This window comes from Bacillus sp. MYb78 (assembly GCF_002975115.1).
GTDB classification, from domain to species: Bacteria; Bacillota; Bacilli; order Bacillales; family Bacillaceae_G; genus Bacillus_A; species Bacillus_A cereus.
Map to the genome: position 1 here is coordinate 37762 of NZ_PCOB01000019.1, position 21913 is coordinate 59674.

Consider the following 21913-nt stretch of genomic DNA (forward strand, 5'->3'; position numbering starts at 1 on the left):
GCTTCCTGTTTTCTGAAGAGGGATTGAAAAAGCATTATCGTAATTTACGTTTCGCAGACACCTCATTTATTTAAGAAATGCACGGTAAATCGGCTAAAGTTTCTGCCGTAGACACCCCATTTTCAAGTGAAATGAATTGCAATCTTTCATAAAAGGAAATTGTTTATTTTTTAAAACAGTATATGCTCTTTCGGAGACACCCCGTTTCTAAAATGAAACAAATGATCTGGTTATGTGTAAATTTCTTTGTCCAACATGGACACCCCATTTCATGATGACTTAACTATGTTGTTGTACTCATCAATTGGTGGTCGCTTTTTCAATGTGTTCCTTCTTCACTAATTATGATGTCCGCTTTCGGGAAAATATATGCTAATAAATTTAAATTTTTTTTTTGAGTACATGGATACTATGTAGTACAGCATAATTTTTGGTAAGATGAATATAGAATGAATACTAATGAAGAAAGTGGTGTCGTATGAGCGAGTTATTGCGTGTAGAAAATGTTACAGGAGGATATACGAAACGACCTGTATTAAAAGATGTTTCGTTCTCTGTTAATAAAGGCGAACTTGTCGGCTTAATCGGTTTAAATGGAGCTGGTAAAAGTACGACGATTAAACATATTATCGGTTTAATGGAACCGAAAAAAGGAACTGTCACAATTAATGGGAAAACAATTCGTGATGATATGACAGCGTACCGTTCTAGCTTTTCATTCATTCCAGAAACGCCGGTATTATATGATGAATTAACGTTAGAAGAGCATTTGAAATTAACAGCGATGGCGTACGGCGTTGATGAAAAACAATATGAAGAACGTGTAGGACAACTATTACATGAATTTCGCATGAAAAATCGTTTGAAATGGTTTCCGTCTCATTTCTCAAAAGGGATGAAACAAAAAGTAATGATTATGAGTGCATTTTTAGTGGAACCATCTCTTTACATTGTGGACGAACCTTTCGTAGGGCTTGATCCGTTAGCGATTCAATCACTTCTTCAAATGATGGATCACATGAAAAAGAGCGGTGCAGGAATCTTAATGAGTACACACATTTTAGCGACAGCAGAGCGTTATTGTGATTCGTTCATTATTCTGCATCAAGGTGAAGTAAGAGCGAAGGGAACATTAGCTGAACTACAATCACAGTTTAATATGCCGGGTGCAACGTTAGATGATATTTATATTGCATTAACGAAGGAAGAAGATTATGAATAGCACAGCATTATGGAAAGAACGATTTCGTCACTTTCTAAAAGAAGTTCGTACATATAGTAAATACGTATTTAATGATCATTTGAAATTTATTTTTGTATTTATCATCGGCGCAGGAGCGTATTATTACCAGCAGTGGTTACAAACGCTAACATCTTCGTTTCCAACTGCGCTCGTAATGGCAGTATTAATTGGGCTCGTGTTAACAGCTGGATCCATTCAAACGTTATTAAAAGAAGCGGATCTCGTTTACTTACTGCCAGTTGAAGAAAAGTTAAAACCTTACTTCACCAAGGCATTTCTTTTTACATTTATGATTCAGTTATACATAACCGCAATCGTAGCAGCTGCGCTTGCTCCGTTATACTTCCAACAAATGAAGCAAACAGGTGCTGGCTACATATGGATTGTCCTCGCATTTGTCATTGTAAAAGCGTGGAATTTATTCGTCGCGTGGGAAAAGTCATTTTTAACAGATCAAAATATACAAAGGGCTGATTGGTTTATTCGTTTTATCTTAAACGGTTTATTTGTATATTTCCTTGTAGAACGTACTTCGGTTCTTGTTATTGGCGGAATCGTTCTGCTCATGGTGTTATATCTTGCTATCATGCATCAAATGGTAAAAGGAAAGTCGCTAAACTGGGAGTATTTAATTTCTGAAGAAGGTAAGAAAATGATGCTGCTGTATCGAATTGCGAACATGTTCGTTGATGTACCAGCATTAAAAGAAAGAGTATCTCGCCGAAAATGGCTGGATTTTATTCTGTCGATAATCGGCGAAAAGCGTACATATTTATACTTATATACGAGAACATTTTTAAGATCAGGTAACTATTTTGGATTATATGTGCGTCTGCTCGCTCTTGGCGGAGTAATTCTTTACTTCATTCCATTTTTATATGGACGATTTATCGTAAGCCTTATTTTCTTATACTTAATCGGTTATCAGCTATTAACTTTATGGAAGCATCACCGCATGAAGATTTGGCTTGATTTGTATCCGATAGGGGGAGAAGAGAAGAAGAAAGATTTTCTTACTTTACTAAATGCGATCCTTATTACCGGCAGTGTTATATTTACAATTATATTTGCATTTGCGACGAAAGATTTCATGATGACGGGAATTTTACTAGTCGTGAGCATAGTATTTAGTATCGGTTTCGTTTATCAATACGGGGCAAAACGTATTGAGCGTTTAAATTGAAGGGAATGAACCTATGATTACATATGAAGAAAAGGTTATAAAAGAGCTGGAGCAGTGGAAAGCTACATTCATGAAAGATTCTTCTATGATGACACGGTTCTCCAAAAAAGTGCAGACGAAAGTGCAACAGCTCATTCCGGCGAAAGTGCAAAAAGTATTAACAGAGACGATTCGTATGATGGTGCAAACGATCAGCGCCGGGTCAAACTTTATAAAGCCGAAGCTAAAAGAGACGACATGGTCACTGCAAAGACGTGACGATGAAGTATGCAAAAAAATGGATGAGTATAAAAAAATAGCAGCGGCAGAAGGGGCAGGGACGGGGGCTGGCGGTATTCTCCTCGGTCTTGCTGACTTTCCGCTTTTACTCGGCATTAAAATTAAATTTTTATTCGATGCAGCGACATTGTACGGATTTGATACGAGCAACAAAGAAGAGCGCCTTTTTATCCTTCATGTTTTTCAGCTTGCCTTTTCAAGTGACGACCACCGAAAAGAAATATGGAAAGCCATCGAAACGTGGGATACAGAAGAAGAAAACCATATGGACTGGGAAAAGTTCCAAACAGAGTACCGAGACTATATCGATTTAGCAAAAATGCTTCAGCTCGTACCAATAATCGGTGCCCCGGTCGGCGCATATGCGAATTATCAATTACTGCAAAGACTTGGGGAAGTAACGATGAATTGTTATCGTATGCGGTTGCTGAATAGGGATTAAAAAGAAAGCATCCTAAATTTGTGATTTAGGATGCTTTTTTGTTTTAATGATTAATACTTCAAAAGAAGAAGGTATAATTCAGATTGTCTTTTCAGTGTTTTAGGCTGAAATTAGTAGTAGAGATAGAACCGATATTATAATCATCCTTATAATCAATTGAAGTAGTAAATTTCTTATTTGTATCATCTTTGATATGACCAGTTATAAAAATAGTTTCGATATCATTAGAAGGAAATCGATGATTCGTAATAGTCACTTCTAAATTCTCTTTTTCTTTGAAATACTGAATGGTTTCTTCTGTTGCTTTATTAACAATTTGTTGTTCCTCATTCTTTTGATCTATAGTACAACCTCCTAAAAGGATAAGTGTAAAAATAAAGAATAATCTTATAGCGTATTTTTTCACGAATAATCACTCCGTTAATAGTGCGTTATATTCCTCTTCAATAAATTTTATATTCACTGGACATTGTGTGGTGAAGCATAAAGGAAAGGCAATCTAAAGTGCCCGGATTATTAGTTTTTAAGCTCTAAATTTTTTGAATGAGACATACAGCTTATATGCTAATCTCCTACATCATATTCTTCGTCCATAGAAAAAACCTTATTTTTGTTATCTTTAACATGTCCGTTTATAAAAACTATTTGAACATCATTGGGAGCATATAGGAATGCCTTAGATAAAAATTATGGGAAGTGTTAGTATTTTAATTTTAAACTTTTACTTTTAGAAATTGAACCTATCGTGTATTTCTCTCCGCTATATTTAATAGTTATATTAAATGTTTTGTCTTTATCATCTTTGACATGTCCAGAAATATAAATGGATTGTAAGTCTTTAGGACCAAACTCATGCCCAGTAATTACTACATCCAAATTTTGCTTTTCCTTAAAGTATGTAATGGTTGTCGCTTTTGCTTCTTTTACTACTTGTTCTTCATTGTTTTTTTGATCCATGGTACATCCCTCTAAAGTACTTAAAATAAGTATAAATAATAAACAAAAACTAAATTTTTTAATAATAATATCCATATGTATCCTCCGAAGATGTTATCTTAATTATAAGAATATATCAAATGTTGTAGGAGAAAAATGTTTTGAGTAATAAAAATGAAGTTTTAGATTCTACTTTTTATCAATTAGCAGAAACTACGTAGGAATCTGATAAATATATTGAAGAAGTTGTTATTACCAATAAAGATGGTCGAAGTTTACAAGTATAGGAAAAAGGAGGAACATTCCACGATAAATCGTAATGGACGCAGCGGTCTTTGAACGAGATATAAATGGGTAAAAGCAAGTTATGGTAGCTTTCCGAGGAACAGAAGAGAACAAAATTATTGAAAAAATCTCTTTAGGCGTCCCAATGAAGCCAAGGAAGGTATGAAGGATTTAAAAACGGATACAAATCATTTTGTTAATAAAAAAATTTATACGCTAAAATATTTTACGTAAAAAAGACACCATAAAGTGTCTTTGATAGACTTGGTAACCAAGCCCTATATATTATATTAATCTTAAATATTATTAAATTTTTTTAGATTTATTATTAATAATTTAATTTAAAGTTTTCAGAACGAGATATAGAACTTACCCTATAGTCCCCATTACCAAATTCTACATCTACTGAGAATTCTTTACTTTTATCATCTTTAACATAACCATCTATAAATACAGTTTGAAAATCATTTGGAGGAAAGCTATGCCCTGTAATTACTACATCTAAATTATGTTTTTCTTTAAAATATTGAATGGTTGTTTCTTTTGCTTTATTAACAATTTGTTGTTCCTCATTCTTTTGATCTATAGTACATCCTCCTAAAAGGATAAGTGTAAAAATAATGAATAACCTTATACTATATTTTTTCACGAATAATCACTCCGTTAATAGTGCGTTATATTCCTCTGCAATAAATTTTATATTCACTGAACATTGTGTGGTGAAGCATAAAGAAAAGGCACTCTAAAGTGCCCCGATTATTAGTTTTTAAGCTCTAAATTTTGGGTGGTTGAAATAGCGCCGATATGATAATTATTTGCGTATTCAACTGAAGCGGTAAATTCTTTCGTTTTATCATTAGTCACATAGCCTGATATAGAGATAGTTTGAAAGTCTTTTGGTCCAAATTCATGATCAGTAATTGTTACATCTAAGCCCTCTGTTTTTTTGAAATATTGAATGGTTTCTTCTTTTGCTTTATTAATGATTTCTTCCTCGGTATTATTTTCATTATTACAGCCTCCTAAGGTAGTAATAATGAAAACTAAATAAAAAAACAATCTTTTATGTAACATAATTCTCCTCCAATCATTGGTTCCTAAATTAGGGATATATCAAATGTTGTAGAAGAGAAACTTTAAAATGTTTTAATAGGTTCAAATCAATCTAGGTTTTTAAGAATTATTTGAGGGGCTCCTTTTGAAAATAAAAATAGACACCTTATTGTTAGGTGCCCAAAAGTTTGATACATTGCTTCTAAATTTTTAACGTTAGAAGTTGAGCTTATTGAATATTGATATCATCCTTTATATACATATGAAATAATTGGAATTAATATAAAGGGCCAACAAAAATATACTTTATTTTCATATTAATTTCAGTCATCATAACTAATACTTTCAACCTTATTTTTATAATTTATATCTGCAGTTATTTTACGGTTTGGATTATTTGTTACATGACCTGATACAAAAATCACCCAAAAATCTGAGGGGACGAATTCCACTCTTGTCACTGTGACACCTAGCTTTTTATCTTCTTTAAAATGTTGGATTGCGATTTTTTTTGCTTTTTCTTTTAATGCTATTTCCTCATTTTTTTATCCATATTGTATTATTTTTTTAGAGAAAAATTCGTTGAAACAGAACCAACATTATAATTATTATTGTAATCTATTGTAGCAGTGAATTCCTTGCTTTCATCATCTTTGATATGCCCAGTTATGAAGACTGATTCTAGATCATTAGAAGGGAACCTGTAATCAGTAATAGTTACATCTAAATTTTGTTTCTCTTTAAAGTAATTAATTGTTTTTTCTGTTGCTTTATCTACTATTTGTTTTTCTTTATTATTTTCCTGCATATTACATCCCCCAATTATTGTACTTACAAAGATAAAAAAGACAAAAAAGGTAAATTTTCGGATTTTAATTCTCATGTTTACCCTCCGTTAATGTTGTTCTATAATTTAGAATATACTAAATATCCCGAGGAGGGAATACTTTGGATAGCAAAAATACACAAGAAGTGTTAGATTTAAGCTTTTATCGAATGGCTAAAGATGCGTATAAATCAGATAAAGAGTTAAGAAATGAAATTACAGTGAATAATGCGAATGATGATACTTTACAAACATGGAAGGTCCGTGAAACATTCCACGACAAACAAACCGGAATGGATGCAGTAGCCTTTGAACGAGATGTCGATGGGAAAAAGCAAGTTATGGTAGCTTTCCGAGGAACAGAAGGGGATAAAATTATAGAGAAAAACTCTTTAGGCATTCCGATGAAGCCAGGGGAAGGTATGAAGGATTTAAAAACAGATACTAATCATTTTGTATTACGAGAAGGTGTTCATGAACCAGCAGCACCTCCTGTAGCAGGAACTGAGAATGCAGGTTCAAAGAAATATTGGAATGAAGAGAATGAGCGCTGGGAAACACATAATCAATTTGAACAAGCTGAAAGGGTCATGAAACAAGTAACGGATACATATAAGGGCAGGGATGATGTGGAGATATATACGACGGGTCATTCGTTAGGGGGAGCTTTAGCGGAATATGCAGCGGCATCTAATGACAATGTAAGATGTATGTCATGGAATGCGCCGAGTGCAAAACATTTGTTACCGCCTGATTTACAAGAAAGAGCAAATAATGGTGAGTTTAATAATAGAATTGTAAGTGTTGTTCACGGAAATGATTCAATTGGCTATGGACCATTTGGTGCATATGAAAGTCATATAGGATCTACTTATGCGGTAACCCCACCAATTTCGAAAGAAGAAATGTCAAAGCTATCATTACAGCAAAAGCTTGGGATGGATGTTACTCGATTTTTAAATTCGATAAGTGGCCCTGGTTATCATTATCAAACAGATCAAAACTTCCAATTTGGAGAGAATGGGTCTTTATCAAATAAATACTTGTTAAATGTAGACACGAATGAAAGAGTTTATGATTCACCAGGCGCGTTATTAGGCGGGGGAGAGATTCGTGTAGTGGTAGAGAATTTAGAACAAGCTGTAAGAGATATGAAGCGAAACGCGCAAGAATTTCAAGATAGAGTACCGAGGTTAATTTCTAATATGATGACATTATTAGAAACGGCTGAAAGTAGACGGGTAGAAGCTAAAGTAAATAATATACGTGCACATGTAGAGCATTTAAGTTTTTGGTACATACGAACAGCAACGGAAATTTCAGATTTTATTGAGAAGAAAGCCGATGATTATAAGAAGACTGATCAACAATATTAAGGGAGAAGATTAAGATGCCGAGAATTTACTTAAATGAAGAAGCATTGAACCAAGCTTTACAACAATTTGACCATATGATTCAAGACTTAAATCATAATAAAAGAGTTGTAAGTAATGTACATAATTTACTCTTATCAAGCTGGTCGCAACTTGGAGTAGGGAAAAAAGCCATTAGCGATTTAGAATCTTTTAAAAAAGATATCGAAAGAAGGATGGAAGAATTAGAGTCTGATAAAAGAGAGTTAAAGGGTGCGATTGATTTATTAAAAGCGCTAGATCAAAGTTATGATTACATGGGGCCTAAATATTAGATTACAAGAAGCACTCACAACGGTGCTTTTTGTGATTTAACTGGATTAAAGATTATTGTAGTAATTATTAAGGAATATGATCCAGATTCATAATATAGATTGAAAAAGTAATATATAGTTTTGAATCAAACTTGCAAACGATAATTTTTTATTTTACAATTTACTTACCGACCGGTAAGTAAAAATAAGTGAGGTACAATATGACGAAGAATTTACAAACATCGCAGAACATTGTAGAGGCATCATTTAAACTTATGGCAGAACACGGCATTGAGAAGATGAGTCTTTCCATGATTGCGAAAGAGGTAGGTATTTCAAAACCGGCTATTTACTATCATTTTTCTTCTAAAGAAGCGTTAGTTGATTTTTTATTTGAAGAGGTTTTTTCTGATTATCATTTTGCAAATTACTTCGATAAAGAGCAGTATACGAAAGAAAACTTTGCAGGAAAGTTAATCGCAGATGGTTTACATATGCTCTCTGAGTATGAAGGGCAAGAAGGAATACTACGCGTTATCAATGAATTTATCGTAACTGCATCGCGAAATGAAAAGTACCAGAAACGTTTATTTGAAATACAAGAGGATTTCTTACATGGTTTCCACGATTTATTGAAGAAAGGCGCGAGACTGGGCGTCGTGTCACAGCATGAAACGGAAGAAAATGCTCATACGCTAGCACTCGTGATCGATAATATGAGCAACTATATGCTCATGGGATTCCATTTAAAGTATAAAGAAATTTGGATTCGAAATGTGAAAAACGTCATGAAGGAGGAGTAAAGATGAAAATGCAAAAAAACTGGTGGCTCGGTTTTCTTGGATTTATTGGGATTTATAAAATACCAGGTATGATTGAAGCTTTTCAAGCGGATGGAAGTTGGATGAAGTTAATCGGTTTCATTTGGTTACTTTGGTTCGGATATTTTATTCCTGAGAAGAAAGAAGATTAAATTTCAATTTTCTGTAAAGTTATGTAAAATGTAGATTAAGAGTATTCATATATTAGATTACTAGATTTGGAGTGGTTACATGGATCCATTGAAAAATGAAATTCACCCTGACATGGTCAAGGTGTGGAAAGTTCGTGCTGTAATTGAAGAAGGGATCGGTATACTCGTCATTTTAGCTTACCTTTTCCTCATGATAAAGTTTGATTGGTGGGCGTGGATTTTGTATGTAATGATTGGGCTGACAGTTGTGTTCGCACCATTTTCGTACTTCTTATTCCCGAAACTACGTCAACGTTATTACAGCTACCAACTAAATGAAGAAGAGCTTGAAATTCAGCATGGCCTTTTTGTCGTAAAGCGCGTATTAGTACCGATGATTCGTGTACAGCACGTAACGATTGAACAAGGACCAATTATGAGAAAATATGGCTTAGCAGAATTACACATTTCAACAGCAGCAACTTCTCATAGCATCCCAGGCTTAACGATGTATGAAGCAGAAATGTTGAAAACGAAAATCGCAGAATTAGCGAAAGTGAGTGATGAGGATGTATAAGAGGCAGCATCCAATCACGATGTTATTAGAATTAAAAATAACAGATTTTATACCACTCATTATTTTCATGTTTAGCTTAAACGGAAAATTCCCGTTTTGGTATTTAATTCCCGCAGCATTTGGTTTACTCACCGTTTTTTCAGCATTTGAAAAATGGTATTACACAACATATTGGGTTGAAAATAACGTATTACATGTGAAAAAAGGTCTCTTCGTGAAAAAGGAGAGCTACTTAAATAAAGAACGTGTTCAAACGATTAATACAAGTTCTAACGTACTATATCAAATGCTCGGTTTGAAAAAAATTCAGATTGAAACAGCTGGTGGGGGCGATGAAGCAGAAGTTAGCTTAGCTGGTATTACGGCAGAAGAAGCGGCGGAGCTTATTGCTTTGCTAAATGAGCCAACTCCAGAAGTGAAAGCAGAAAAAACGTTAGACGAAGCAGCAGAAAATACAGTAGAAAAAGCAATTGTTACAGAGGAAAAACAAACGACAGAATATAAATTAACTTGGAAAGAGATTTTATTAGCATCTGTTACATCTGGTCAATTTGGACTATTATTCTCTTTAATCTTTTTCGTCTTTCACCAAGTAGATGAGTACATTCCGAAATGGATAGAGAATGGCGTAAAGTCGTATGTAATGGAACATGATATATATGGCTGGATTTTCATGGTAGCCATGTTACTCGTTCTTTCTTGGATTATATCTACAATCGGTTACGCGTTAAAACATGGCGATTTCACAGTGAATCGAAGAAATGACGAAGTCCGCATTTCGCAAGGATTACTTGAGAAAAAAGAGCTCGTACTAAAATTGCATCGTATTCAAGGTATTACGATAAAGGAAAGTATTTTACGCCAACCATTCGGTTATTGTGCTGTGCAAGTAGAAGTCATTCAAAGTAAAGGAATGGGTGACGAAAAAGAAAAGGTTACACTGCACCCAATCATTCAAAAAGATCGAGTACAACAGTTACTCGCCCATTTACAATTACCATATGAACTGAATGCAAACATTATTGCATTACCAAAAGCAGCATTACGCCGCTATCTCATTGATAGTTTCATTTTCTTCGCAATGCTAGCAATCCCGCTTACTGGAATAAGTATATACTCTGAAAAGCACTTCATCATGTGGGCATTAATTCCGCTCGCGATCCTCATCTTTACACTTGGATACGCAACTTTTAAAACAAATGGTTACAGTGTTAACGGAGAACAAATTACACTTGTCTATCGTAGCGTCGGAAAATATACAGGACTTATTAGAAGAAGACATGTCCAATCAATGGAGAAGACACAATCATATTTCCAGCGCCGAGCGGATTTATGTACGTATAAGTTTTCTAGTGCATCATCTAGTTACAAATTAGAGCATACGAGAGTAGAAGATGCGGAGAGAATGCAGGATTGGTATAAGAAGAGAATGAGTGAGGAATAATTTGAGAAAGCTTGCCTATTCTGAAGGGCAAGCTTTTTTGTTATAGGGAAAAGAGTCGTTTAATCCATATATTAGTACAACTACAGAACACATGTATCAATACGTATGCAAAAAGGAGTATGCTTCTATTTCAGGGAAATCTGTGGAATTTTTGATATAAATGGTATACTAAAATATAAATAGTATTAGGAGGTTATATATGATAAGTCAATTGAAAAGAGAAGCACTTGATGCATTAAAAGGAAGATGGGGATTAGCGGTAGGGGCAACTTTATTAATTGGAATCCTTATTGGAGCTGTTGAAATGCTAACAACAGGTATTTTCTCGATATTTTGGGGTTGGGAAGAGGCAAGTGATTCACTTACAGTAAGTATTATAGTAATGCTTGTTATTGGTCCATTAACAATAGGTGCCTATTATCTTGTTTTAAATGCAATTCGTGGGACTGATGCTCGCATTGGTCATATATTTAGATGGTTTAGCGATGGAAGTAAGTTGATGAAGTCGTTTTTAACATATTTACTAATGTATGTATACTTGACTCTATGGACATTACTTCTTATTATTCCAGGTATTATTAAATCATTTTCTTATTCTATGACATATTTTATTTTGAATGATCATCCAGAATATACAGCGAATCAAGCGATTACTGAGAGTCGTCATATGATGAATGGACATAAAATGGATTACTTTTTACTATGCTTAAGTTTCTTAGGTTGGTTCATTTTAAGTATTCTTACTGTAGGAATCGGTTTCTTATGGTTAGCACCTTATTTCTACGCGACATCAGCCGCATTTTATGAAGAGATTTCAAAAGAATATTATAAAAAAGAAGGCACTACTTTCTAATAACCACCTATCCCCTAAAGAATATAGGGCACAGATAGTTTAGATGTTCTGTTTAGGGGGGATTCAGGATAAGGTATAGGTTTTTATATAAAAATTATGCCCTCTATGTTTTAGCATAGAGGGCTATTTTTTTTTTGTGAAAGTAATGAATAATATATGTGAAACAAAAAAAGTGAGGTGAATGAGAGTGAGCAAATTTTTAATACCGTATTCGTTTTCTATATTAAGTTTCTTTATTTCAGCAACGGCACTTGATTTATATGATAGGATGGGAAACAATAGTGAGCTGGTTTCGCCGAACATAATCGGTAAGATAATTCAATCTACTGCGCAAATGGGAGTCCTTACATTATATTTCGGAGTACCTATCATTTTAGGTGGTTGTCTACTTGGTGAGCTATTGTTTAGAGGTATCATTTTACGATTTAAACGAAGCTATATTCTATCTTTATTATTATATTTACTTTTAGCTTTTAGTATTGTTTCTGTAACGGTTGGAATTCCAACTACATATGAGGATTCTAATACTACTTTCATGATAATAACTATGATTTGCGCTGTTACATTCTTTATGGGCCGGAATATATGGGAGAAAAAAGAAATGAATAATGGAGTAACAGAATGAAATATACATGTCCGTGCTGCGGGTATAGAACAATAGAAGAAGAACCACCAGGTACATATGAAATTTGTAATATATGTTACTGGGAAGATGATGAGGTACAGTTTAACGATCCTGACTTTGAAGGCGGGGCAAATGAAGTCTCGTTAAGACAAGCACAGAAAAACTTCATTGCATTTGGTGCTTGCGAGGAATGTTTTGTGAAATCAGTTAGAAAGCCGACTAGCGAAGATGTGAAGGATACTAGTTGGAAGCAAATTAGTTAAATAGATTTAAATAAAAATGTTATTACTCGATGTAACAAGAGTAATAACATTTTTTTATGTAATGATGAAAGAATTAACGGCGTCTTATAAGGTAAAATAATAAAGATGATAACGTAATAGGTAGGCCTGTTTCCAAAAAGGCTTCTAAATTAAAGGATAGAAAATATCGGTCGTTAAACAACATAAAGAAGAAATGATTGTAGGAAATACCTAACACTATAAATAAAGGAATACCGATTTTTAATTCGTGACTTCCTTTTATTTTTCTATAACAAAATTCGCCTATTAAACAACCGATAAGAACAGGAATACTTCCAAGAATTGAAAGCATAATAATAGATACCCAAATCGGCCCCCATGAATCCGCATAATTTGGAACGCTTGTATACTGTAAAACATTCACAATGATAGAAAAAAACAGTAAGCATATTAAATAACTAATAGAAAATTTTTTCAATGGAATCATCCTTATAAAATTTCACTTTATTTTTATGAAAATATAAACCTCTTTAAATTATAGATTAGATGTATAAGGATAATCAATTTTTATACATTTCGTGTTTATGGATATATTTTCAATAAATACAAAAGTATAGATGTATAGTCAGCTTTGTGTGTTTAATGTTATCATATTGAATGATATGGAAATTTTTAATAGAATAAGTAACTAAAAATTCAAAGGTAATGAAGCTTTTGTTGTATAAAGAAAATACTTAGTAGTAATCAACAATATTAAAAATAAGATTCGTATTTATATAAATTTAGTAGAAATGGGGTTTTAAAAAGGAATGAGTATAAGCATAACGCGGCAAAAGATTTTGGCGGCCGCTTCTCAAATTGTGCAATGTAAAGGGGTTGCTAAATTAACCTTAGAAGCAGTGGCAAAAGAGGCGGGTGTAAGTAAAGGTGGATTATTGTATCACTTTTCAAATAAAGAAGCTTTAATAGAAGGTATGATAGTCAGAGGGGTAGAGGATTATGAGGGAGCCATTTACAATAAAGTAGTGGAAGACGCAGAGAAGAAAGGGAGATGGGTTCGCTCTTTTGTAGAGGAAAGATTAAATAATGAGAGAAGAACAGAAGAGTTATCTAGTAGTATGATGGCAGCATTCATGTTAAAACCTGAATTACTTGAGCCATTACAACAATCATTTCAGCAACTGCAAAAGAATATAGAAAATGATGAGATAGATTCAGTTTGTGCAACAATTATTAGATTAGCAGCAGATGGATTATGGTATTCGGAATATTTAGGGGTTGGAAGACTAAGCCCCGAGTTAAGAGAAAAAGTGATTCAAGCTCTTATTGGTAATTCATATAAATAGAATATACGAACTATATAATGCGAAAATAATTCACCATTGCTTCTTTAATGCAGTCGTGAATTATTTTTTTTATTAGAAAAATAGAACAATTTTATAGAGTATTGAATTATAACCGTCCAGACGGTATAGTAATATTTGGTTTAAGAGGAAAATGAAACAAAAAAAAGAATAAAAGATATTTTTAGCACACTATTCGAAAGGATAGGCCGCAAAGCTTAGAGTCTACGGTAATACATATTGGTTACTAAGATCGTCTGGTTGCACATTTTTGATGCAACCGGACGGTCTTTTTTTGTTATATAAATATAAAAAATAGGAGGGAACTATGCAAATGAAAAGTACTAAAAGACATATTTCAATGGTTTCATTAGTTTTTCTAGTATTATTTTCAGTGCTGAATGTGTGGGCTCCAGTTATTCAAGCTGCTGTGATGAAAAGTCCAGTGGACGAAATTAATATTTCCCGTACTGATGGCACGACATCTGAACCGTATCAAGCCTCAGATGGTATGAAAGTAGAAGTGAAGTGGTCAGCTAAAGAAAAAATAAAAAGTGGAGATCAATTCACAATTGATATGCCAAAAGAGTTTCGAAAAGACCTTATGAATATGAGTTTTCCTTTAAAAGATGCTGAAGGAAAAACAGTTGGTACATGTGAGATGAAAAAGGGTCTATTAACGTGTACTATGGGTAATTACGTAGAAGGAAAGAATAACATTAAAGGTTCTTTATTCGTAGAATTCTACTTTGGTTTAGAAGCATATGATGGTGTTAAAGAAATTCCATTAGAATTTAACGTTGATGGTCAAATCGTTAATAAAGAAGTAAATGTAAGTAATACGACAGAGAGACCGAAGCCACAGCCCAATACAGATAATCTATTGAAATGGGGTTCTTATAATCAAGAAGATCCTTCGATTGCTGATTGGCTTGTATATGTAAATGCAACTGGAACAGAAATGCAAGATCTTAAATTAACAGATACATTAGGACCTGGGCATGAGTTAATTACAGACAGCGTAGTATTAGAAGAGGCTGTATTTGAAGATGGTTATGCACCAACAAATATTAAGCCAGCAGATTTATCTAACATTAAAATAAATGCAACGAAGACTGGATTTACAATTGAGTTTCCAGACAGTTCAAAAGGCTATATTTTAAGATATAAAACAAAGGTTACAAATCCTGCTGCGAAGCCTCATAAAAATACTGTGAAATTAGAAGGTAAAAATATTAAAACTGAAGAAAAAGTAGGACAAGTATTTGTAAGTGGTGGGGGAGGATCCGGTTCAGGTGACAATAATCCACCTAGCATTGAAAAAAATATAGTTGATGAGAATGGCAAGCTTGTAGAGAATGAGCAGTTAACACAAATGGATCAAGTTATTCAATACCAAGTTGGTACACATATACCGAACGATCCTCCTAAATACACTTCTATGGTAATTAGTGATGATTTAGAAGATGTTTTAGAAGTATTAGAGGCAAAAGTGTATGATCAAAATGGCCAAGATATTACTTCTAAAGGAACGTTAAATATAGATAAACAAAGAAGTGAAGTAACATTTACGTTTGGTGAGAGTTTTGACTATAAGTCATATGAAGACCAGATAATTAACCTTAGTATTAAGGCGAAAATCAAAAATAATGCAGACTTATCTTCTTACGTAGATAAGAAGATTCCTAATAAAGCGGAATTACATTTTGATGATAAAACTTTAACATCAAAAGAAGTAACTATTACGCCGCCTGAAGCTCCAAAAGATGGTACAGTATCGCTTCATAAAATAGATTCTGAGAATCCGAACAAAGGGTTAAAAGCTGCCGAATTTGAAGTCCGAAATAGTGCAAATGAAGTTGTTGCAAAACTGAAAACGGACGAAAAAGGTTTTTCAGTACCTCAAACTTTAGCTCCTGGGACGTATAAAGTATATGAAACAGTAGCACCAGAAGGATATCAAAAATTAACAAGTCCAGTAGAGGTTACACTTCAAGCTGGAGAAACAAAAACAATTGAAATTAAAAATACTATGCAAAAGGGTCAAATTGAAGTAAAGAAAATTGATTCGGAAAATGGTGAGAAACCATTAGCAAATGCAGAGTTTGATATAGTAAAAGACGGTGTAGTAGTCGAACATATTGTTACAGATAAAGATGGTAAGGCAATCTCTAAACCGTTAGCACCAGGAAAATATATTTTAAAAGAAACAAAAGCACCTGAAGGCTACCAATTAAAAGAAACAGAGTTCGAAGTAAATGTAACAGGGGACGGCATATTCCCAATACAAGTGGAAAATGCAATGGTAGACAAAGGTAATATAGAAATTACAAAAGTGGACAAAGAAAACGGGGCAGTATTAGCCGGTGTCGAATTTGAAGTCCAAGATGAGAAAGATGGCGTAGTAAGAAAAGTAGTAACAGATAAAGAAGGAAAAGCAAACGTTTCAGATCTATCAGTAGGAAAGTACAAATTAGTAGAGACGAAAAGCTTACCAGGTTACAAAAATCTAGCAGAACCAGTACTATTTGAAATTACAAAAGGTATGACAAAAGCTTTAGTAATAAAAGTAGAAAATGAGCAGTTAGACAAAGGCTCAGTAGAAATTACAAAAATAGATAAAGATAGTCAAAAAGTATTAGAAGGCGTAGTCTTCGAAGTGCAAGATGAGCAAGGAAAAGTAGTAACAGAAGTAAAAACAGATAAAGATGGTAAAGCAAAAATCTCAGATTTATCAGTAGGAAAGTACAAATTAGTAGAGACGAAAAGCTTACCTGGCTACAAAAAGCTAACAGAACCAGTATCATTCGAAATTACAAAAGGTATGACAACAGTCCTATCATTGAAAGTAGAAAATGAACAGTTAGATAAAGGTTCAGTAGAAATTACAAAAGTAGATAAAGACAGCAAAAAAGCATTAAAAGGCGTAGTCTTTGAAGTGCAAGATGAAGCTGGAACAGTAGTAAAAGAAGTAAAAACAGATAAAGATGGTAAAGCAAAAATCTCAGATCTATTAGTAGGAAAGTACAAATTAGTAGAGAAAGAAAGTTTACCAGGCTATAAGAAACTAACAGATCCAGTATTATTTGAAATCAAAAAAGGCATGACTAAAGTTCTATCATTAAAAATAGAAAATGAAATGGTAGATACGGGAAATGTAGAGATAACAAAGATAGATAAAGATAATAAAGCACCGTTAGCGGGAGTAACATTCATCGTCCAAGATGAAAAGGGTAATGAAGTTACAAAAGTAACGACAGATAAAGATGGAAAAGCAAATGTTTCAGATTTACCTGTAGGAAAGTATGAATTAGTAGAGGTAGAAAGTTTGCCTGGTTATAAAAAACTAGAAAAACCAGTATCATTTGAAATCAAAAAAGGCATGACCGAGGTTCTATCATTAAAAGTAGAAAATGAAATGGTGGATACAGGGAATGTAGAGATAACAAAAATAGATAAAGATAGTAAAGCTCCATTAGAAAATGTTGTATTTGAAGTACGTGATTTAAAAGGAAAAGTAGTTGCGAAAGTAACGACGGATAAAGAAGGAAAAGCAAACGTTTCAGATTTACCTATTGGGAAGTATGAGTTGGTGGAAGTAGAAACACCGGCAGGATACAAACCGCTAGAAAAGCCAATTTCATTCGAAATTGAAAAGGGTAGAGTAACAGCGCTAAAGCTAACAGTAGAAAATGAATTAGTGGATACAGGAAATGTAGAAATTACAAAAGTAGATAAAGAAAATAAAGATGCTTTAGCTGATGCAGTATTTGAGATTCAAGATGAAGCAGGACAAGTAGTCGCTAAAATAACGACAGATAAAAAAGGACAAGCACAAGTTACTAATTTATCCGTCAGCACATACAAGTTAGTAGAAGTAAAGGCACCAAAAGGGTATAAACAATTAGTAGATCCGATTACTTTCCAAATTGAAAAAGGCATGACAAAATCTCTTGCTTTAACAGTAGAAAACGAAATGTTAGACAAGGGAAATGTGGAAGTAACAAAAGTAGATAAAGATAGTCAAAAAGTATTAGAAGGCGTAGTCTTCGAAGTACAAGATGAGCAAGGCAAAGTAGTAACAGAAGTAACGACAGATAAAGAAGGAAAAGCAAACGTTTCAGATCTATCAGTAGGAAAATACAAATTAGTAGAGACGAAGAGCTTACCAGGTTATAAGAAGTTAACGGAACCAGTATCATTCGAAATTAAAAAAGGTATGACGAAAGTCTTATCATTGAAAGTAGAGAATGAACAGTTAGACAAAGGTTCAGTGGAGATTACAAAAATGGCTGCTGAAAGCAAGGAAGTCTTATCAGGAGCTGTGTTTGAAGTTCATGATGAAAAGGGAAAAGTAGTAGTGAAAGTAACAACAGATAAAGGTGGGAAGGCAAAAATCGCAGATCTATCTGTAGGTAACTACACACTAGTAGAAGTAGAAGCACCAAAAGGATATGAAAAATTAACTAATCCAATTCCATTTGAAATTACAAATGGAATGATAAATGCAGTTCAATTAGAAGTATTAAACAAATTGAATCATTTAGCACCACCAGGTCCAGAAACACCAGATCCAGAAAAACCTGGAACACCAGATCCAGAAAAGCCTGGAACACCAGATCCAGAAAAACCTGGAACACCGAATCCAGAAAAACCTGGAACACCAGATCCAGAAAAACCTGGAACACCGAATCCAGAAAAACCTGGAACACCAGATCCAGAAAAACCTGGAACACCGAATCCAGAAAAACCTGGAACACCAGATCCAGAAAAACCTGGAACACCGAATCCAGAGAAACCTGGAACACCGAATCCAGAAAAATCGGAAAAAGAATTACCGAAGACAGGGCAGAAAATGCCTGTGGAACCATATATGGGAGCACTTCTTGTAATGATGAGTTTTGGATTATTCGTATTAGGTAGAAAACAGCAGAGATAATAAAAGTGAAAAGGTATCCTCAAAGTATTTGAGGATACCTTTTTTAGCATAAAAAAAGCATCTAGCAAAAGAACTAGATGCAAATAAAAACACATGGGAAGACAAAATTCTTCCCGTTTCCCGTATGTAATTATATCAAAAAAATTATAAAAAACTAGCTATATTTAAAATATAATTTTAAAAAAAGTTATATACATAAATAATTGCAATACTCGCAGTTTTATCTTCCTGAAAAAGTTATTTCTTTAGTTCCGAATATTAAGACTAATGTTGATAAATCTTCAGATAATTAGAAATAATGTCCAAAAGGATATATAATATTGCTTAAGAAATAGTTTTAATGGATTACATATATTTCATTTGGTGTATTAATTGAATATCATAATTTTTAATTTTATTAAGCAAGAATCTCGGTTACTTATTGCATTTCTAACATAGGGTGAGAAAGAAAAATACAATAGTGTGGAGGTTTTTATAATGACGTTTGTTCTTAGTAAAATGAGTGGCTTTAGCATAGAAGAAAAGGTACATGAATTTGAATCTAAAGGGTTTCTTGAAATCTCAAATGAAATCTTTTTACAAGAGGAAGAGAATCATAGTTTATTAACACAAGCACAGTTAGATTATTATAATTTGGAAGATGATGCGTACGGTGAATGCCGTGCTAGATCTTATTCAAGGTATATAAAGTATGTTGATTCACCAGATTATATTTTAGATAATAGTAATGATTACTTCCAATCTAAAGAATATAACTATGATGATGGCGGGAAAGTTAGACAGTTCAATAGCATAAATGATAGCTTTTTGTGTAATCCTTTAATTCAAAATATCGTGCATTTCGATACTGAGTTTGCATTTAAAACAAATATAATAGATAAAAGTAAAGATTTAATTATAGGCTTACATCAAGTAAGATATAAAGCTACTAAAGAAAGACCATCTTTTAGTTCACCTATTTGGTTACATAAAGATGATGAACCAGTAGTGTTTTTACACCTTATGAATTTAAGTAATACAGCTATCGGCGGAGATAATTTAATAGCTAATTCTCCTCGGGAAATTAATCAGTTTATAAGTTTGAAGGAGCCGTTAGAAACTTTAGTATTTGGACAAAAGGTCTTCCATGCCGTAACGCCACTTGGAACAGAATGTAGTACGGAGGCTTTTCGTGATATTTTATTAGTAACATTTTCTTATAAGGAGACAAAATGAGAGAGAATAAAATAATTATGATTTCTGGAGCCAATAGCGGTATAGGTCATGCTTGTATAAAATACTTTTTAGAAAAATCATTTCATGTAATAGCTCTTGATATTAATAATAATAACTTAATAGATTATATGAAAACAGATATGCCTTTGAAAGTAGTGCAAATTGATTTAAGTAATAGCGAAGCGATTCATAATCTTTTTACTCAATTAGATTTAGAAAAGCTTTCTCCTGATATATTAATAAATGCAGCTGGTATTCGAGAGATAACACCTGTTTTACATTTATCCGATGATATGTTTAAAAAAGTAATTGATGTAAATTTAGTAGCCCCATTTATCCTTTCTAGGGAAGTAGCTAAGCGATGGTGTGAATCGAAAATAAAAGGTTGTATTGTGAATATAGCATCGGTTTCTGGATTAATGGCTGAACCAGAGCGAGCTGCTTATGTGGCATCAAAGCATGCCTTAATCGGATTGACTAAACAGATGGCTATGGAATTTGGGAAGCAAAATATAAGAGTAAATAGCATTTCTCCCGGTGTTATTAGAACTGAACTTACAGAAGAATACTTTAGTAATAAAGCCTTGATGTCTATGATAAAAAGTAATCAATCTTTAGATACTTGGGGATTGCCGCAGGATATTGTTTCATGTATTGAGTACTTGATTTCTGATCAGGCCCGCTTTATTACTGGTTCTAATTTTGTAATTGATGGTGGTTGGACTGCAGGGAAAAATTTATAATTGAGTGTTTTTGAGGAAAAGCACCTGTCCTTTTTTAGGCTGGTGTTTTTCTCACTATAAACCGAGTTTTTATTGGAGGGGGATTAATTTGCTTCAAAAAAGTTTTAAGCAAGAGAAAACGGTACCGGCCTTAAAGATGATAGCATCAATGGTTATCTTTGGATCAGTTGGATTTTTTTCTGTTCAAACAAACTTACCTTCGTTTGAATTAGTGTTTGTAAGGTGTATTTTTGCGACAATATTTTTAAGTGTATGCTGGTTGCTTACAGGGCAATATAAACAAGATAAATGGGAACGAAAAGAAGTTATTCAAGTTTTAATATGTGGCTTTTTCTTAGTATTTAATTGGGTTTTCTTATTTAAAGCCTTTGAAAATATGTCAGTTACAATTGCTATCTCAGTTTATCATCTTGCACCAGTAATTGTACTGTTAATTGGAAGTATCGTCTTTAAAGAAAAATTAACATTAATATCTATCATTTCAATAGTTGTGTGTTTTGTGGGAGCTTTATTAATTGCTGGTATCGATGGAAGCTTCTCTTTCGGTTCATTAATGTCTTCAGGTATGATATGGGGATTTCTTGCAGCTCTCTTTTATGCATTTACAACTTTATTTGGTAAAGGGATTAACAAAATGAGTGCGTATGCAATGACATTTTTACAAACATTCTTGGGGATATTTCTTTTAATACCATTTATAGATTTAGATGCTTTTAGTGGCCTCACTCAAAGTAATTGGACATATATTATAGCTACTGGTTTTATTCACACAGGGATAGTGTATTATCTGTTTTTTGATAGTTTACGCCATTTATCTACAAAAACAATCTCAATATTAGTTTTTTTAGATCCGGCAGTGGCAATATTATTAGATACTGTACTTACTGGATTCCGTCCAACTTTAATGCAAATAACAGGAATTCTTTTTATTTTTATTGGCATGACTTTAACATTAAAAAAATCTAAAGATAAAAAACTGAGCCAAAAAGAAAAGCGAATTGAAAGCGATGCTAGTATATCTCAACAATAATGAAATATATTGTGTATAAAACGATAAACCTTGCATG

At 33.3% G+C, this 21913-nt stretch carries 23 protein-coding genes, 2 pseudogenes and 1 riboswitch; of the genes and pseudogenes, 19 read left to right on the forward strand and 6 right to left on the reverse strand.

From position 1 onward, the window contains the following. Positions 1 to 478 precede the first annotated feature (478 nt). From ecsA to ecsC, 3 genes are read left to right on the forward strand one after another with little or no spacing between them, the layout of a single operon-like run. A complete protein-coding gene (gene ecsA / locus CQ064_RS25745) occupies positions 479 to 1222 on the forward strand; it encodes an ABC transporter ATP-binding protein EcsA (protein WP_001292596.1) in 744 nt (247 codons plus the stop codon). Further along, positions 1215 to 2426 carry an ABC transporter permease EcsB gene (gene ecsB / locus CQ064_RS25750; RefSeq protein WP_001089125.1) on the forward strand — a complete coding sequence of 404 codons (1212 nt, stop codon included), beginning with the start codon at positions 1215 to 1217 and terminating at the stop codon, positions 2424 to 2426. Before ecsA ends, ecsB begins: the two co-directional genes overlap by 8 nt. A 13-nt stretch (positions 2427 to 2439) precedes the next feature. Then, positions 2440 to 3147 carry an ecs operon protein EcsC gene (gene ecsC / locus CQ064_RS25755; protein WP_000634136.1) on the forward strand — a complete coding sequence of 236 codons (708 nt, stop codon included), beginning with the start codon at positions 2440 to 2442 and terminating at the stop codon, positions 3145 to 3147. 91 nt (positions 3148 to 3238) lie between these two features. On the opposite strand, the gene CQ064_RS25760 is transcribed toward ecsC, so the two are convergent. Together CQ064_RS25760 and CQ064_RS25765 are read right to left on the reverse strand one after the other, a co-directional pair. Continuing rightward, positions 3239 to 3553 carry a hypothetical protein gene (locus CQ064_RS25760; RefSeq protein WP_000759576.1) on the reverse strand — a complete coding sequence of 105 codons (315 nt, stop codon included), beginning with the start codon at positions 3551 to 3553 and terminating at the stop codon, positions 3239 to 3241. Positions 3554 to 3846: 293 nt separating this feature from the next. Continuing rightward, positions 3847 to 4104, reverse strand: coding sequence for a hypothetical protein (locus tag CQ064_RS25765; RefSeq protein WP_003269744.1), 258 nt, complete (start codon positions 4102 to 4104; stop codon positions 3847 to 3849). A gap of 275 nt (positions 4105 to 4379) precedes the next feature. Here CQ064_RS25765 and CQ064_RS34450 point away from each other — a divergent pair. Then, positions 4380 to 4566, forward strand: a pseudogene (locus CQ064_RS34450) (lipase family protein); the annotation flags it as partial. A gap of 130 nt (positions 4567 to 4696) precedes the next feature. Here CQ064_RS34450 and CQ064_RS25770 read toward each other — a convergent pair. The 3 genes from CQ064_RS25770 to CQ064_RS25780 form a co-directional block, all read right to left on the reverse strand. Continuing rightward, positions 4697 to 5017: a hypothetical protein gene (locus CQ064_RS25770; RefSeq protein WP_000760901.1), complete on the reverse strand. Its 321-nt coding sequence runs from the start codon at positions 5015 to 5017 to the stop codon at positions 4697 to 4699. 110 nt (positions 5018 to 5127) lie between these two features. Next, positions 5128 to 5442: a DUF1433 domain-containing protein gene (locus CQ064_RS25775; protein WP_000902681.1), complete on the reverse strand. Its 315-nt coding sequence runs from the start codon at positions 5440 to 5442 to the stop codon at positions 5128 to 5130. 538 nt (positions 5443 to 5980) lie between these two features. Next, positions 5981 to 6304, reverse strand: a complete 324-nt coding sequence (locus CQ064_RS25780) for a hypothetical protein (RefSeq protein ID WP_001220548.1) — start codon at positions 6302 to 6304, stop codon at positions 5981 to 5983. Positions 6305 to 6417: 113 nt separating this feature from the next. Between CQ064_RS25780 and CQ064_RS25785 the strand changes: the two genes are divergently transcribed. From CQ064_RS25785 to CQ064_RS25825, 9 genes are all read left to right on the forward strand, one after another. After that, positions 6418 to 7623, forward strand: coding sequence for a lipase family protein (locus CQ064_RS25785; protein ID WP_370541917.1), 1206 nt, complete (start codon positions 6418 to 6420; stop codon positions 7621 to 7623). A 14-nt stretch (positions 7624 to 7637) separates the two neighbouring features. Further along, positions 7638 to 7934: a hypothetical protein gene (locus CQ064_RS25790; RefSeq protein ID WP_001137435.1), complete on the forward strand. Its 297-nt coding sequence runs from the start codon at positions 7638 to 7640 to the stop codon at positions 7932 to 7934. Positions 7935 to 8134: 200 nt separating this feature from the next. Next, positions 8135 to 8716, forward strand: a complete 582-nt coding sequence (locus CQ064_RS25795; protein WP_000164865.1) for a TetR/AcrR family transcriptional regulator — start codon at positions 8135 to 8137, stop codon at positions 8714 to 8716. A gap of 2 nt (positions 8717 to 8718) precedes the next feature. Continuing rightward, positions 8719 to 8886 carry a hypothetical protein gene (locus tag CQ064_RS33760; RefSeq protein WP_000783808.1) on the forward strand — a complete coding sequence of 56 codons (168 nt, stop codon included), beginning with the start codon at positions 8719 to 8721 and terminating at the stop codon, positions 8884 to 8886. A gap of 79 nt (positions 8887 to 8965) precedes the next feature. Further along, on the forward strand, positions 8966 to 9442 hold the full coding sequence (locus tag CQ064_RS25805) for a PH domain-containing protein (RefSeq protein WP_000371358.1): 477 nt from the start codon (positions 8966 to 8968) through the stop codon (positions 9440 to 9442). Next, on the forward strand, positions 9435 to 10886 hold the full coding sequence (locus CQ064_RS25810; RefSeq protein WP_000278214.1) for a PH domain-containing protein: 1452 nt from the start codon (positions 9435 to 9437) through the stop codon (positions 10884 to 10886). The genes CQ064_RS25805 and CQ064_RS25810 overlap by 8 nt, the downstream gene beginning before the upstream one ends. A 199-nt stretch (positions 10887 to 11085) precedes the next feature. Next, positions 11086 to 11739 (forward strand): DUF975 family protein, encoded by a 654-nt coding sequence (locus tag CQ064_RS25815; protein WP_000625400.1) that lies wholly within the window; start codon positions 11086 to 11088, stop codon positions 11737 to 11739. A gap of 181 nt (positions 11740 to 11920) precedes the next feature. Beyond that, positions 11921 to 12364 carry a hypothetical protein gene (locus CQ064_RS25820; protein ID WP_003269752.1) on the forward strand — a complete coding sequence of 148 codons (444 nt, stop codon included), beginning with the start codon at positions 11921 to 11923 and terminating at the stop codon, positions 12362 to 12364. After that, positions 12361 to 12627, forward strand: a complete 267-nt coding sequence (locus tag CQ064_RS25825) for a CPCC family cysteine-rich protein (protein WP_000877837.1) — start codon at positions 12361 to 12363, stop codon at positions 12625 to 12627. Before CQ064_RS25820 ends, CQ064_RS25825 begins: the two co-directional genes overlap by 4 nt. Before the next feature lie 73 nt (positions 12628 to 12700). Here the strand turns inward: CQ064_RS25825 and CQ064_RS25830 are convergent, their stop codons facing one another. Further along, positions 12701 to 13084: a hypothetical protein gene (locus CQ064_RS25830; RefSeq protein ID WP_000714567.1), complete on the reverse strand. Its 384-nt coding sequence runs from the start codon at positions 13082 to 13084 to the stop codon at positions 12701 to 12703. A gap of 331 nt (positions 13085 to 13415) precedes the next feature. Between CQ064_RS25830 and CQ064_RS25835 the strand changes: the two genes are divergently transcribed. The 6 genes and pseudogenes from CQ064_RS25835 (at position 13416) to CQ064_RS25855 (ending at position 21876) form a co-directional block, all read left to right on the forward strand. Beyond that, positions 13416 to 13952 (forward strand): TetR/AcrR family transcriptional regulator, encoded by a 537-nt coding sequence (locus CQ064_RS25835; RefSeq protein ID WP_000028023.1) that lies wholly within the window; start codon positions 13416 to 13418, stop codon positions 13950 to 13952. Between the two features lie 173 nt (positions 13953 to 14125). Then, a riboswitch (cyclic di-GMP riboswitch) is annotated at positions 14126 to 14218 on the forward strand. Between the two features lie 59 nt (positions 14219 to 14277). Continuing rightward, a pseudogene (locus CQ064_RS25840) lies at positions 14278 to 18486 on the forward strand (SpaA isopeptide-forming pilin-related protein); the annotation flags it as partial. Further along, positions 18484 to 18888 (forward strand): LPXTG cell wall anchor domain-containing protein, encoded by a 405-nt coding sequence (locus CQ064_RS34530; RefSeq protein ID WP_483861203.1) that lies wholly within the window; start codon positions 18484 to 18486, stop codon positions 18886 to 18888. The pseudogene CQ064_RS25840 and the gene CQ064_RS34530, both read left to right, overlap by 3 nt. A gap of 477 nt (positions 18889 to 19365) precedes the next feature. Beyond that, positions 19366 to 20103, forward strand: a complete 738-nt coding sequence (locus CQ064_RS25845; protein WP_000144824.1) for a 2OG-Fe dioxygenase family protein — start codon at positions 19366 to 19368, stop codon at positions 20101 to 20103. Continuing rightward, complete coding sequence (locus CQ064_RS25850; RefSeq protein WP_001208940.1) at positions 20100 to 20846, forward strand: SDR family NAD(P)-dependent oxidoreductase; 747 nt, start codon at positions 20100 to 20102, stop codon at positions 20844 to 20846. The genes CQ064_RS25845 and CQ064_RS25850 overlap by 4 nt, the downstream gene beginning before the upstream one ends. Positions 20847 to 20934: 88 nt before the next feature. Further along, a complete protein-coding gene (locus tag CQ064_RS25855; protein WP_000939632.1) occupies positions 20935 to 21876 on the forward strand; it encodes a DMT family transporter in 942 nt (313 codons plus the stop codon). Positions 21877 to 21913 lie beyond the last annotated feature (37 nt).